The following is a 12,522-nucleotide window of genomic DNA, read 5'->3' as shown; positions in this document are numbered from 1 at the left end:
GCCAGCGGTGGCATCGGCCCAGCGGGGCCAGAGCGGGCGCCTTCGGGCGCCCGTTTTCATGTCAGATCATCGGCGGTGAGCCGATAGGCGCGGGCAAAGCCGCCGTTGAGCGCGCCCGCGAGGATCTCGAATTCCACGAAGAAGAAATCGGGCAGGTCGATATAGATCTGCGCCTTGGGGTGATCGGCGAGCCAGCGTGCGCGCAGCGCGGCGCGGCGCGGGTCGGTATCGGGCAGGGGATGGGCGCGCAGCTGCAGGCTCAGCCGCGGATGGGCGAGCGGGTCGCCCTTGCCGGGCTCGCCGAGCAAGAGCCCCGCGCGCGGATCTTGCCCGAGCGCGCGGCTATGCGCCGAGAGCCCCGAGATCAGCGTGAAGAGCCCGCCCTCGGGGCCCGGGCCCACCGCCACGCGGCTCACCGCGGGGAAGCCGGTTTGCGGGTCGAGCACGGCCAGCGCGCCAAAGCGCGCCTCCTCGATCAGCCGGCGGGCAAGCGCGCGCGCCTCGTCATCGGTCTCGCGGATCGGATCGGTCGTCATCTTGCCCTCCCGGCGGATCTTGCGTTTCGGACGCCGGTTTGACCGGGCCTACCCCCAGACCTAGGGGCGGGGGCGGGGCGAATCAAGCCCGGGCGAAGCCGGCGTGTTCAGCATGATTCGGAAAATGCTGCAATGCGGAAAGTTTCTTGACCGGCCTGTCATGCGCAACAACGTTGCGTCACGAAACACGGGTCCGTGAACAGGCAAGCGCTTGAAAGAACTTGTCAAAATTCGGAACAAATTCGTCACATTTACAACCTTATCCCGTCACCTGTGAAATAATTTACAGAAAAATTCAATGCACGTAGGGGGTTACATGAAAGGCAATGTTCGGTTTACACTGAGGCGGGGTAGAGCGCTTTTGCCGAAAGGCGGGAGCTGAAGGCGGCGATTGCCGCAAGGTTTTCTAGGGAGGACATCATGACGGCTGTTCAGGAACAGACCCTCGTTGCGCCGGAGATGCGCGACATTCCGGCGGGCTTCGAAAACGCCCATGCGAATACGCAGAAATATCTCGAGATGTATCGCGAATCGATCGAGAACCCGGATGCGTTCTGGGGCCGCGAGGGCAAGCGTCTCGATTGGATGACCCCCTATACCAAGGTCAAGAACACCGATTTCACCTTCGGCAAGGTCTCGATCAAATGGTTCGAGGACGGCGTTCTGAACGCCTCGGTGAACTGCATCGACCGCCACCTGAAGGACCGCGCGCTGCAAACCGCGATCATCTTCGAACCCGATGATCCGGAAGAGCCCGCCCAGCACATCACCTACAAGGAGCTCTCCGAGAAGGTGAACCGCATGGCCAACGTCCTGCTCAGCCAGGGCATCATGCGCGGCGACCGCGTCGTCATCTACCTGCCGATGATCCCGGAAGCGGCCTATGCGATGCTCGCCTGCGCGCGCATCGGCGCGATCCATTCGATCGTCTTCGCGGGCTTCTCGCCCGACGCGCTGGCCAACCGGATCAACGACTCGGGCGCCAAGCTCGTGATCACCGCCGACACCGCCCCGCGCGGCGGCAAGCGCACCCCGCTCAAGGCCAATACCGATGCGGCGCTGCTGCACTGCTCGGACAAGGTGCGCTGCCTCGTGGTCAAGCGCACCGGCGATCAGATCTCTTGGGTGCAGGGCCGCGATGTCGACCTGCTCTACCTGATGGATCACGTCTCGCCCGAGTGCCCGCCGCGCCCGATGAACGCCGAAGACCCGCTCTTCATCCTCTACACCTCGGGCTCGACCGGCAAGCCGAAGGGGGTCGTGCATTCGACCGGCGGCTATCTCGTCTATGCCTCGATGACCCACCAATACACCTTCGATTACCATGACGGCGATGTGTTCTGGTGCACCGCCGACGTGGGTTGGGTCACCGGCCACAGCTATATCGTCTATGGCCCGCTCGCCAATGGCGCGACGACGGTGATGTTCGAAGGCGTGCCGACCTACCCGGATGCGGGCCGGTTCTGGGCGGTGTGTGAAAAGCACAAGGTCAACCAGTTCTACACCGCGCCGACCGCGATCCGCTCGCTGATGGGGCAGGGGCCGGAATGGGTCGAGAAATACGACCTGAGCTCGATCAAGGTGCTCGGCTCGGTCGGCGAGCCGATTAACCCGGAAGCCTGGGTGTGGTATGACAAATATGTCGGCAAGGGCAAATGCCCGATCGTCGACACCTTCTGGCAGACCGAAACCGGCGGCCACATGCTCACGCCGCTGCCGGGCGCCACGCCCACCAAGCCGGGCTCGGCCACCAACCCGTTCTTCGGGGTGAAGCCGGTGGTTCTCGACCCGCAGACCGCGGTGCGGATCGGCGAGACCGAGGCGGAAGGGGTGCTGTGCATCTCCGACAGCTGGCCGGGCCAGATGCGCACCCTCTGGGGCGACCATGACCGCTTCCAGGAAGCCTATTTCGCCCAGTATCGCGGCTATTACTTCACCGGCGACGGCTGCCGGCGCGACAAGGACGGCTATTACTGGATCACCGGCCGCGTCGATGACGTGATCAACGTCTCGGGCCACCGGATGGGCACCGCGGAAGTCGAGAGCGCGCTGGTGGCGCACCAGGCCGTGGCCGAGGCCGCCGTGGTGGGCTATCCGCATGAGCTCAAGGGCCAGGGCATCTATGCCTATGTCACGCTGATGAACGATGTCGAACCGACCGACGCGCTGCGCAAGGAGCTCGAGAAGTGGGTGCGCACCGAGATCGGCCCGATCGCGAAGCCCGATATCATCCAATGGGCCCCGGGCCTGCCGAAGACCCGTTCGGGCAAGATCATGCGCCGCATCCTGCGCAAGATCGCCGAGAACGACTTCGGCGCGCTGGGCGATACCTCGACGCTGGCCGATCCTTCGGTCGTCGACGATCTGATCGCCAACCGCGGCAACAAGGGCTGAGCCGATGACGGGGGCGCTCAACACGGTCGAGACCAAGCCTGCGGTGCTGATCCTGCTCGGCCCTCCGGGGGCGGGCAAGGGCACCCAGGCGCGGATGCTCGAGGAGCGGTTCGGGCTCGTGCAGCTCTCGACGGGCGACATGCTGCGCGCGGCGGTGGCCGCGGGCACGCCCTCGGGGCTCGCGGCGAAAGCGGTGATGGAAGCGGGCGGGCTCGTCTCGGACGAGATCGTGCTCGGCATCTTGCGCGAGCGGCTCGGCCAGCCCGATGTCAAGGCGGGCGTGATCCTCGACGGCTTTCCCCGCACCGCGGCGCAGGCCGAGGCGCTCGACAAGCTCCTGGCCTATGGCGGCCAGCGCGTCACCGCCGCGATCTCGCTCGAGGTCGACGACGAGGCGATGATCGCGCGCGTTGCGGGGCGCTATACCTGCGCGGGCTGCGGCGAGGGCTATCATGACGATTTCAAACACCCCGAAACCGCGGGGGTTTGTGACAAATGCGGCGGCACGGAGTTCAAGCGCCGTGCCGACGACAATGCCGAAACGGCGCGTGCCCGGCTCGAAGCCTATCACGCGCAGACGGCGCCGCTGATCGCCCATTACGGGGCTCTTGGCGTGCTCGAGACGATCGATGCGATGGCTTCCATCGACACGGTCGCCACGGGTCTCGGGTCGATCGTGGAACGCGTTTCGGCTTGAAACATGGGAGGGGCGGGCCCCGGGGAGGGGGCCCGTTCGGAGGTATAAAACAGGGAGTAACGCTCATGGCGGACAAATCTTCGTCCAACGCCTACTGGAAAGCGAATATCCGGACCATCCAGGTCTTTCTGGTGATCTGGTTCGTCTGTTCCTTCGGCTTTGGCATTCTGCTGCGCCCGATGCTGTCGGGTATCGGCATCGGCGGCACTGATCTGGGCTTCTGGTTCGCCCAGCAAGGCTCGATCCTCGTCTTTCTCGTGATCATCTTCGCCTATGCGGCGCGGATGAACAAACTCGACAAAGAACACGGCGTGGAAGAGTAAGGGAGCATCGGGACAATGGATCAGTTTACCCTCAACCTTATCGTGGTGGGTGCGACCTTCGCGCTCTACTTCGGTATCGCGATCTGGGCCCGTGCCGGCTCGACCGCGGAATTCTATGCCGCCGGCGGCGGCGTGCACCCGATCGCCAACGGCATGGCCACCGGCGCGGACTGGATGTCGGCGGCCTCGTTCATCTCGATGGCCGGCATCATCGCCTTCGGCGGCTATGACACCTCGGCCTATCTGATGGGGTGGACCGGCGGCTACGTGCTGCTCGCCATGCTGCTCGCGCCCTATCTGCGCAAGTTCGGCAAGTTCACCGTGCCGGAATTCATCGGCGACCGCTTCTACTCGGGCACCGCGCGCGTCATCGCCGTGATCTGCCTGCTGATCATCTCGATCACCTACGTGATCGGCCAGATGTCGGGCGTGGGCGTCGCCTTCTCGCGCTTCCTCGAAGTGTCGAACGCGACCGGCCTCTATATCGGCGCTGCGGTGGTGTTCGCCTATGCCGTGCTCGGCGGCATGAAAGGCATCACCTATACCCAGGTGGCGCAATATGTCGTGCTGATCATCGCCTACACGATCCCGGCGATCTTCATCTCGCTCAACCTGACCGGCAACCCGATCCCCCCGCTCGGCCTCTTCGCCGATGCCAAGGCCACCGGCACGCCGCTCTTGACCACCCTCGAAGGCCTCGTCGCCGACCTCGGCTTCAAGTCCTACACCGCGCAATCGGACACCACGCTGAACATGTTCCTGTTCACGATGTCGCTGATGATCGGTACCGCGGGTCTGCCGCACGTGATCGTGCGCTTCTTCACCGTGCCGAAGGTCGCCGATGCGCGCTCCTCGGCGGGCTGGGCGCTGGTGTTCATCGCGCTGCTTTACCTCACCGCCCCGGCGGTTGCGGCGATGGCGCGGATGAACCTGATCAACACCTTCTACCCGAACGGCCCGCAAAACGCGCCGCTCGCGATCTCCGAGACCCCGAACTGGGTCGACAACTGGGTGAAAACCGGGCTCTTGAAGGTCACCGACCTGAATGGCGACGGCCTGATCCAGTACTACAACGATGGCGCCGCCAAACAGGCTGCCGCGATCGCCGATGCCAAGAAAGCCGGCGCGGATGAGGCGAAGATCGCCGAACTCACCGCCGCCTTCAACGAAGCGGCGGCGGCCGGTGCGGCCAAACTCGCCGAGAAGAACCCGCAAGCCGCCGGCTGGAAGGGCAACGAGCTGACCGTGAACAACGACATCATGGTGCTCGCCAACCCGGAAATCGCGCAGCTCCCCGCTTGGGTTATCGCGCTCGTCGCCGCCGGCGGTCTCGCCGCCGCGCTCTCGACGGCTGCGGGCCTCCTGATGGCGATCTCCTCGGCGGTCTCGCACGACCTGATCAAGGGCCAGCTCAACCCGAACATCTCGGAAAAAGGCGAGCTCCTGGCGGCCCGTGTCTCGATGGCGGTTGCGATCGCCGTGGCGACCTGGCTCGGCCTGAACCCGCCCGGCTTCGCGGCGCAAACCGTGGCTCTGGCCTTCGGTGTGGCGGCGGCGACGATCTTCCCGGCGCTGATGATGGGCATCTTCACGAAGCGCATCAACTCGAAGGGCGCGATCGCGGGGATGGTTGTGGGTCTGGTGTTCACCGTGGTCTACATCTTCCTGCACAAGGGCTGGTTCTTCGTGGCCTCGACCGCGTCCTACTCGGATGCTGCCCCGATGCTCTTCGGCATCAAGTCGACCGCGATCGGCTCGATCGGTGCGATCCTCAACTTCGTGGTGGCCTATCTCGTCTCGAACGCGACGGAAGAGACCCCGGCCGAGGTGCAGGAACTGGTCGAATCGATCCGTATCCCCAAAGGTGCGGGCGCGGCGACCGGCCACTGAGGCCCGGGCTGCGGGCGGGGCTCCGGCTCCGCCCCCTTCAAGATCCGGGTCGCCCCCAAGGGCGGCCCCCCTTCCCGGGGAGAGTTCCATGGACGCCGATATTCAAGCCATCACCGCCTTTCTCGAAAGCGTCCACCCCTATGATACCCTGCCGCGTGACGAGCTGGCGTCGGTCGCCCGTTCCTTCCGCCGCATGGAATTCAAGTCGAATTCGCTGATCTATGTCTTCGACGCGCCGATCGGCGGGCTTTACCTGATCAAGCAGGGCGCGGTGGAGATCACCGATGGCAACGGCGGGCTGGTCTCGCTTCTCGGGCCCCGCAACAGCTTTGGCGAGCGCGGCTTGATGCGCGGCGGCATCGCCGTGACCCAGGCCAGGGCGACCGAGGATTCGATCATCCTCGTGCTGCCCGCGCCCACGTTCAAATATCTCAACGAGACCTTCCCGGCGTTTTCGCGCTTCTTCACCCGCACCCGCGGCGACCGCGTGACCAACGATATCGCCACCCAGAAGGTCGCCGATCTGATCGCGCGCAAGCCGCTCTCCTGCGGGCCGGGCGCCTCGGTGCTCGAGGCCGCGCAGTTGATGCGCGATGCGCATGTCTCCTCGCTCGGCATCGTCGACCCCGAGGAGCGGCTCCTCGGCATCGTCACGGTGCGCGATCTGTCCAACAAGGTGCTCGCCGAGGGGCGCGATCTGGCCACCCCGGTCGCCGAGGTGATGACCGCCGACCCGGTCTCGCTGCCGCCCACCGCGCTCGGCTCCGATATCCTGCATATCATGCTCGAGCGGCGCATCGGCCATCTGCCGATCACCGAGGGCGGCAAATTCGCCGGCATGATCACCCAGACCGACCTGACCCGCTTCCAGGCGGTCTCCTCGGCGGTCTTGATCCGCGATGTGGTCTCCTCGGAAACCGTCGCCGAAATGGCCGCCGTCACCGCGCGGATCCCGCAGCTTCTCGTGCAGCTCGTCGGCGGGCATCAGAGCCATGAGGTCGTCACCCGGCTGATCACCGATATCGCCGATGCGGTCACCCGCCGGCTCCTGGTGATGGCCGAGCGCGAGCTTGGCGCGCCGCCGGTGCCCTATCTGTGGCTCGCCTGCGGCAGCCAGGGCCGCCAGGAACAGACCGGCGTCTCGGATCAGGACAACTGCCTGATCCTCGATGACAGCGCCACCGAAAACGACATGGCCTATTTCCGCGCTTTCGCGAAAATCGTCTCCGACGGGCTCAACGATTGCGGCTATGTCTATTGCCCGGGCGACATGATGGCCACCGCCGAGCGCTGGTGCCAGCCCGTGCGGGTCTGGCGCGACTATTTCCAGGGCTGGATCAACACCCCGAGCCCGGAGGCGCAGATGCTCGCCTCGGTGATGTTCGACCTGCGCCCGATCGGCGGCACGGGGCTGCGGCTCTTCCAGGATCTGCAGGCCGAAACCCTCGATCTCGCGGCGCGCAATTCGATCTTCACCGCGCATATGATCTCGAATTCGCTCAAACATACCCCGCCGCTCGGGCTTTTGCGCGGCTTTGCCACGATCCGCTCGGGCGAGCATCGCAACCATATCGACATGAAACACAACGGCGTCGTGCCGGTGGCGGATCTGGCGCGCGTCTATGCGCTCAAGGGCCAGCTCAGCGCCGCCAATACCCGCGCGCGGCTTCTGGGCGCCGAGGAGCACGGGATCATCTCCGCCTCGGGCGCGCGCGATCTGATCGAGGCCTATGATCTGATCGCCACGATGCGGCTCGAAAACCAGTCGCATCTGATCAAATCCGGGCGTAAACCCGACAATTATCTCGCCCCGTCCGATCTGTCGGATTTCGAGCGCTCCCATCTGCGCGACGCCTTCGTCGTCGTGCGCACGATGCAATCGGCGATCGGTCACGGCAAGGGCGTGGTGAGCTGAGGATAGAAAATGACCAATGATTTCATCACGATGTTCGCAGCGGGCCTGTTCGCGCTGATCATCGTGTTTGCCGCGCGCCATGCGGCGAAAAAGGCGCTTGGCGTGGTGTTTCCGCGCTGGGTGATGCCGGCGGCGGCGGGGCTTGCGATGCTGGGCGTGACGATCTGGGGCGAATATGCGTGGTTCTCGCGGCTGCGGGCGGGGCTTCCGGCCGAGGTCGTGGTGCTGCGCTCGGTCGAGCAGAGCATGGGCTGGCGGCCCTGGACCTATCTCGTGCCGATCACCACCCGCGCGATCGCGCTCGACCGGCGCGAGCTGGTGCAGGTCGCGCCGGGGATCGTTTCGGGCAAGCTGATCTTGCTGCAACGCTGGGCGCCGGTGCAGACCGTGCCGGTGGCGTGGGATTGCACCAAGGGCGCGCGGGCGGATCTGCTCGACGGCGCCACGATCGGGCCCGATGGCGCGCTGACGGCCGGCGCCTGGGTGCCGCTCGAGGCCGATGATGCGGGGTTGAAGGCCGCCTGTATGGGAGGATGAGTATGGCTGGGGGGAGCAAGCCGCGGGTTCTCATTGTGGAGGATGAGGACAATATCGCGATCGCACTCGACTACCTGATGAGCCGCGAGGGCTATGAGCACGACCGGATCGCCTCGGGCGCGGGGGCGCTCGAGCGGATCCGCGACACGCGGCCCGATCTGGTGTTGCTCGACGTCATGCTGCCGGAGGTCTCGGGCTATGAGATCTGCCAGGAGGTGCGCGCCGACCGCGGGCTCGCGGGGGTGAAGATCTTGCTGATGACCGCGCGCGGCTCGGCGATGGAGCGGCGCAAGGGGCTCGCGCTCGGGGCCGATGGCTTTATCGCGAAACCCTTTGAGCTCAAGGAGTTGCGGGAAGAAGTTCACAGATTGCTCGAAGCGGGGGCGACGCCATGAGCCTCGCCGGTCTGAGCCTGCGGCTGCGTATCTTCCTGTTCTTCGCCGCGCTCGCGCTTGGCAATGTCGCCGCGCTCGTGGCGGGGCTCGTCTATGGTTACACCAAGCTCGGCGAGCCCGATCTGCTCGACGGTTTCCTGATCGGCGGCACGGTGGCGGGCTTCGTGATCTTCGGCCTCGTCGTCGCGGTCTGGTTCCTCTTCGACGAAAACGTCGCCAAGCCGATCGAGCGGCTCGCCGGGGGGATGCGCGCGCGCACCCATGCCGAGGTGGTGGCCGAGCTCGACCAGACCGCCGGGCGCTACTTGGGCGATCTCGCCCCGGCGGCGGCGGCGGTGACGCAGCATCTGGCCGAGACCCGCTCGGCGCTCACCGAGGCGGTGCAGCGCGAAACCACCCGCCTTGCGCGCGAGAAGGAGCGGCTCGAGGCGCTCCTGTCGGATGTGCCGGTCGGCGTGCTGCTGTGCACGGCCGATCATCAGCTCGTTTTCTACAACGGCCAGGCGGTTGATCTTCTCGGCGGCGCCCATGCGCCCGGGCTTGATCGGCGGGTGTTCGATTACCTCCACCAGCCGCCGATTTCCCACGCCTATGCGCGGCTGATCGAGACCGACGACCCGGATGCGGCCTCGGATCTGCTCTGCGCCACCACCGCCGACGGCAAGGTGCTTGCCGCGCGGATGCGGCTTTTGTCGGAGGGCGAGGATCATCATCTGACCGCGCGGCCGGGCTATGTGCTGACCTTGCGCGATGTCTCGGGCGACATGCGCGCGCATGCGAGCCGCGAGCAGCTGATGGATGAGCTTTTCGACCGGATCCGCCGGCCTGCGGCGGCGCTGCAATCGCTCACTGGGGTGCTGACCGCCGATGACGGCCCGACGGGCGCCGCGCGCGATCGGGTGCGCGAGGCCGCGCGCAGCGAGGCCGCCCATCTCGCGCAGGCGATCCACACGCTCTTCGAGCGCCACGAGCAGAACCGCGCCGATTGGTGGCCGCTCGCGATGATCCGGGCCTCCGATCTCGGCGAGGCGGTGCGCGCGCGGGTCGAGGCCGAGGGGGGGGCGCTGCTCGCGGTCGCCGCGCCCTTGATGCTTCGCTGCGAAGGCTTTGAAATGGTTGCGCTTTTGGCCGGCCTCGCGGCGCGGCTCGAGGGTCGGAGCGACCTGCGTCTCGAGATTTCCGAGGATGGCGCGGGGGCGATGATCGCGCTCGAATGGACCGGCGCGCCGGTCGCGATCGGCGCGCTCGAGCGCTGGCTCGATGCGCCGCTCGAGACCGGGCTTGCCGGTGTCACCGGGCGCAGCGTGCTGGTCAGCCATGCCAGCGAAATCTGGCCCGAGCGGCTTGGCGAGGGGCGCGCGCGGCTGTGCATCCCGCTGCGCGAGGCGCGCCGCTCGGTCAAGCGCCCGAAACCGGTGCCGCGCAAGGTGGTCTATGATTTCGACCTGCTCGGCCAATCGCGCGAGGCGGAATTCGCCGCAACCCCGCTCGAGCGGCTCACCTATGTCGTCTTCGATACCGAAACGACGGGGCTTTTGCCCTCGGAGGGCGACGAGATCGTGCAGATCGCCGCGGTGCGGATCGTGAACGGCCGGCGCGTCGAGAGCGAGGTCTTCGACACGCTCGTCAACCCCGGGCGGCGGATCCCGCCGGCCTCGACCGAGATCCACGGGATCTCCGATGCGATGGTCGAGGACGCCCCGGATATTGTGGATGTCGGTCGGCGGTTCCACAAATTCGTGGAAGGCGCGGTGCTGGTCGCGCATAACGCGCCCTTCGATATGGAGTTCCTGCGGCGCAAGGAACTCGCCATCGGGCTCAATTTCGACAACCCGATCCTCGACACGGTGCTGCTCTCGGCGGTGGTCTTCGGCCAATCCGAAACCCATAGCCTCGACGCGCTGACCCATCGGCTCGGCATCACCATCCCCGAGGAGGCGCGCCACACCGCGATCGGCGATACGGTGGCGACGGCGGATGCGTTTCTCAAGCTGATGCCGGCCTTGAAGGCGCGCGGGCTGGCGACCTTTGGCGATGTGGTGGCCGAGGTGCGCAAGCACGGGCGGCTGATCAAGGATCTGAACGGCTGATCAGAGCAGCGCGAGCACGGCCTCGGGCGGGCGGCCGAGCCGCGCGGCGGTCTCGCTGAGCACGAGCGGGCGCTCGATCAGCCGCGGCCTGGCGGCCAGCGCGTCGAGGATCTCGTCCTCGCTCGCGTCGCGCGCAAGGCCCGCCTCGGCGGCCTCTTTCCAGCGCACCAGCGCCTCGGCGGGCGCGTTAAGACGCGCGAGTGCCGCCGCGAGCTCGGCCCGGCTGGGTGGGGTTTCGAGGTAAAGCCGCACCTCGGGCGCCGCGCCATGCTCTTGCAAGAGCGCGAGCGTTTGGCGCGATTTCGAGCAGCGCGGATTGTGCCAGATCGTCAGAGCCATTTGTCGCGCCCTGTGCCCACCGCCTGCGCGACCGAGCCGAAGCCATCGCGGACCAAAAGCGCGTCGAGCCCGCGCGCGATCTCGGCGGCGAGCGAGAGCCCGCCATAGACCATCGCGGTATAGATCTGCACGGCCGAGGCGCCGGCGCGGATCTTTTCATAGGCCTGCTCGGCGGTGGCGATGCCGCCGACCCCGATCAGCGGCAGTTTCCCGGCCGTCAGACGCGAGAGTTGTGCGAGCACGCGCGTGGACTTTTCGAACAATGGCGCGCCCGAAAGCCCGCCCTGTTGGCCCGCATTTGCACTTTTCAAACCTTCGCGCGAGAGCGTGGTGTTCGTCGCGATGATCCCGTCGAGGCCCGAGCCGAGCGCAACCTCGGCGATCTCCTCGATCTCGGCGGGGCTCAGATCGGGGGCGATCTTGAGGAACACCGGGATCGGGCGGGCGAGCTCGGCGCGCGCGGCCATCACCCCGGCGAGGAGCGCGGCGAGCGCCTCCTTGCCCTGCAGATCGCGCAGCTTTTCGGTATTGGGGGAGCTGACGTTCACGGTCGCGAAATCGAGATGCGGGCCCGCGTGGCGCAGCACGGTCGCGAAATCGGCGGCGCGGTCGGCGCTATCCTTGTTGGCGCCGAGGTTGAGCCCGACCGGGATCCCCGCCGGGCGCGCGGCGAGGCGGGCGGTGATCGGGGCCATGCCCTGATTGTTGAAGCCAAACCGGTTGATCGCGGCGCGATCCTCGGTCAGGCGCCAAAGCCGGGGCTTGGGGTTGCCGGGCTGGGCGCGCGGCGTCGCGGCGCCAACCTCGAGAAAGCCAAAGCCCGCGCGCATCAGCTGCGCGAGCGCCTCGGCGTTCTTGTCAAAGCCCGCGGCAAGCCCGACCGGGTTGGGCAGCGCCAGCCCCGCGAGCTCGGTCGCGAGCCGCGCCGAGCTGACCGGGCCGGGCAGCGGCGCGAGCCCCGCCCGCAGCGCGCGGATCGAGAGCCCATGGGCGGTTTCCGGGTCGAAGCGGTGCATCAGCGCAAGGCCTGCGCGTTCGAACGGGGTCATTGCAGGGCCTCCGGGAAGATATGGCCCGCGGGCCCGAGCGGCAGATCATGGACCTGCACGACCTCGGTGAGCGTGAGCGGGCGGTAGAGATGCGGGAAGAGGGCGCCGCCGCGCGAGACCTCCCATTTCAGCTCGGGGCCGAGCGCCTCGGCCTCGACCGCGGCCAGAACCAGATCGGCCACGCCCGCGAAATGTTTCGCGGCGGTCTCGGGCGCCTGGGCGGCGGTCGAGAAATGGATGAAGCCATCGGCCAGATCGACGGGGGCGCCGAGGGTGAAACCGACGGCGCGGAGGGCATCCCATTCGGGGCGGCGGAGGATTTTATAGATCAGCATCGCTCTCACATGCCTTTTGCCC

General features: G+C 66.7%; 12 protein-coding genes. 8 read left to right on the top strand and 4 right to left on the bottom strand.

Annotated elements, in window-relative coordinates; genetic code table 11:
* Positions 1 to 56: 56 nt before the first annotated feature.
* Complete coding sequence (locus LPB142_RS11705; protein WP_068765855.1) at positions 57 to 536, bottom strand: HugZ family pyridoxamine 5'-phosphate oxidase; 480 nt, start codon at positions 534 to 536, stop codon at positions 57 to 59.
* Between the two features lie 420 nt (positions 537 to 956).
* On the opposite strand from LPB142_RS11705, the gene acs reads away from it, so the two are divergent.
* The 8 genes from acs (at position 957) to LPB142_RS11665 (ending at position 10,777) form a co-directional block, all read left to right on the top strand.
* Positions 957 to 2,930, top strand: coding sequence for an acetate--CoA ligase (gene acs / locus LPB142_RS11700; RefSeq protein WP_197474216.1), 1,974 nt, complete (start codon positions 957 to 959; stop codon positions 2,928 to 2,930).
* A gap of 4 nt (positions 2,931 to 2,934) precedes the next feature.
* A complete protein-coding gene (locus tag LPB142_RS11695; RefSeq protein WP_071166482.1) occupies positions 2,935 to 3,627 on the top strand; it encodes an adenylate kinase in 693 nt (230 codons plus the stop codon).
* A gap of 65 nt (positions 3,628 to 3,692) precedes the next feature.
* Complete coding sequence (locus LPB142_RS11690) at positions 3,693 to 3,950, top strand: DUF4212 domain-containing protein (protein WP_071166481.1); 258 nt, start codon at positions 3,693 to 3,695, stop codon at positions 3,948 to 3,950.
* A 15-nt stretch (positions 3,951 to 3,965) separates the two neighbouring features.
* Positions 3,966 to 5,840, top strand: coding sequence for a sodium:solute symporter family protein (locus LPB142_RS11685; RefSeq protein ID WP_071166480.1), 1,875 nt, complete (start codon positions 3,966 to 3,968; stop codon positions 5,838 to 5,840).
* An 88-nt stretch (positions 5,841 to 5,928) separates the two neighbouring features.
* Positions 5,929 to 7,755 carry a DUF294 nucleotidyltransferase-like domain-containing protein gene (locus LPB142_RS11680; protein WP_071166479.1) on the top strand — a complete coding sequence of 609 codons (1,827 nt, stop codon included), beginning with the start codon at positions 5,929 to 5,931 and terminating at the stop codon, positions 7,753 to 7,755.
* Positions 7,756 to 7,764: 9 nt separating this feature from the next.
* A complete protein-coding gene (locus LPB142_RS11675; RefSeq protein ID WP_071166478.1) occupies positions 7,765 to 8,292 on the top strand; it encodes a hypothetical protein in 528 nt (175 codons plus the stop codon).
* A gap of 2 nt (positions 8,293 to 8,294) precedes the next feature.
* Positions 8,295 to 8,687: a response regulator transcription factor gene (locus LPB142_RS11670; RefSeq protein WP_068765861.1), complete on the top strand. Its 393-nt coding sequence runs from the start codon at positions 8,295 to 8,297 to the stop codon at positions 8,685 to 8,687.
* Positions 8,684 to 10,777 (top strand): exonuclease domain-containing protein, encoded by a 2,094-nt coding sequence (locus tag LPB142_RS11665; RefSeq protein WP_071166477.1) that lies wholly within the window; start codon positions 8,684 to 8,686, stop codon positions 10,775 to 10,777. Before LPB142_RS11670 ends, LPB142_RS11665 begins: the two co-directional genes overlap by 4 nt.
* Here the strand turns inward: LPB142_RS11665 and arsC are convergent, their stop codons facing one another.
* Genes arsC through LPB142_RS11650 form a run of 3 tightly spaced genes read right to left on the bottom strand, consistent with a single transcriptional unit; the run spans position 10,778 to position 12,500 of the window.
* Positions 10,778 to 11,116: an arsenate reductase (glutaredoxin) gene (arsC, locus tag LPB142_RS11660; protein WP_071166476.1), complete on the bottom strand. Its 339-nt coding sequence runs from the start codon at positions 11,114 to 11,116 to the stop codon at positions 10,778 to 10,780.
* A complete protein-coding gene (locus tag LPB142_RS11655; protein ID WP_071166475.1) occupies positions 11,107 to 12,165 on the bottom strand; it encodes a quinone-dependent dihydroorotate dehydrogenase in 1,059 nt (352 codons plus the stop codon). Before LPB142_RS11655 ends, arsC begins: the two co-directional genes overlap by 10 nt.
* Positions 12,162 to 12,500 carry a DUF952 domain-containing protein gene (locus tag LPB142_RS11650; protein ID WP_071166474.1) on the bottom strand — a complete coding sequence of 113 codons (339 nt, stop codon included), beginning with the start codon at positions 12,498 to 12,500 and terminating at the stop codon, positions 12,162 to 12,164. Before LPB142_RS11650 ends, LPB142_RS11655 begins: the two co-directional genes overlap by 4 nt.
* Between the last annotated feature and the right edge of the window lie 22 nt (positions 12,501 to 12,522).

It is taken from the genome of Rhodobacter xanthinilyticus (genome assembly GCF_001856665.1).
Taxonomy (GTDB): domain Bacteria; phylum Pseudomonadota; class Alphaproteobacteria; order Rhodobacterales; family Rhodobacteraceae; genus Rhodobacter; species Rhodobacter xanthinilyticus.
Note: the sequence above shows the minus strand (reverse complement) of the source record. Positions and strands in the feature narration are given on the sequence as shown.

Excerpts from the sequence above, each read along its gene's own strand:
- acs (WP_197474216.1), top strand. The coding sequence starts at position 957 with ATGACGGCTGTTCAGGAACAGACCCTCGTTGCGCCGGAGATGCGCGAC.
- LPB142_RS11655 (WP_071166475.1), bottom strand. The coding sequence starts at position 12,165 with ATGACCCCGTTCGAACGCGCAGGCCTTGCGCTGATGCACCGCTTCGAC.
- LPB142_RS11695 (WP_071166482.1), top strand. The coding sequence starts at position 2,935 with ATGACGGGGGCGCTCAACACGGTCGAGACCAAGCCTGCGGTGCTGATC.
- arsC (WP_071166476.1), bottom strand. The coding sequence starts at position 11,116 with ATGGCTCTGACGATCTGGCACAATCCGCGCTGCTCGAAATCGCGCCAA.
- LPB142_RS11685 (WP_071166480.1), top strand. The coding sequence starts at position 3,966 with ATGGATCAGTTTACCCTCAACCTTATCGTGGTGGGTGCGACCTTCGCG.
- LPB142_RS11665 (WP_071166477.1), top strand. The coding sequence starts at position 8,684 with ATGAGCCTCGCCGGTCTGAGCCTGCGGCTGCGTATCTTCCTGTTCTTC.
- LPB142_RS11680 (WP_071166479.1), top strand. The coding sequence starts at position 5,929 with ATGGACGCCGATATTCAAGCCATCACCGCCTTTCTCGAAAGCGTCCAC.
- LPB142_RS11690 (WP_071166481.1), top strand. The coding sequence starts at position 3,693 with ATGGCGGACAAATCTTCGTCCAACGCCTACTGGAAAGCGAATATCCGG.
- LPB142_RS11705 (WP_068765855.1), bottom strand. The coding sequence starts at position 536 with ATGACGACCGATCCGATCCGCGAGACCGATGACGAGGCGCGCGCGCTT.
- LPB142_RS11675 (WP_071166478.1), top strand. The coding sequence starts at position 7,765 with ATGACCAATGATTTCATCACGATGTTCGCAGCGGGCCTGTTCGCGCTG.
- LPB142_RS11650 (WP_071166474.1), bottom strand. The coding sequence starts at position 12,500 with ATGCTGATCTATAAAATCCTCCGCCGCCCCGAATGGGATGCCCTCCGC.
- LPB142_RS11670 (WP_068765861.1), top strand. The coding sequence starts at position 8,295 with ATGGCTGGGGGGAGCAAGCCGCGGGTTCTCATTGTGGAGGATGAGGAC.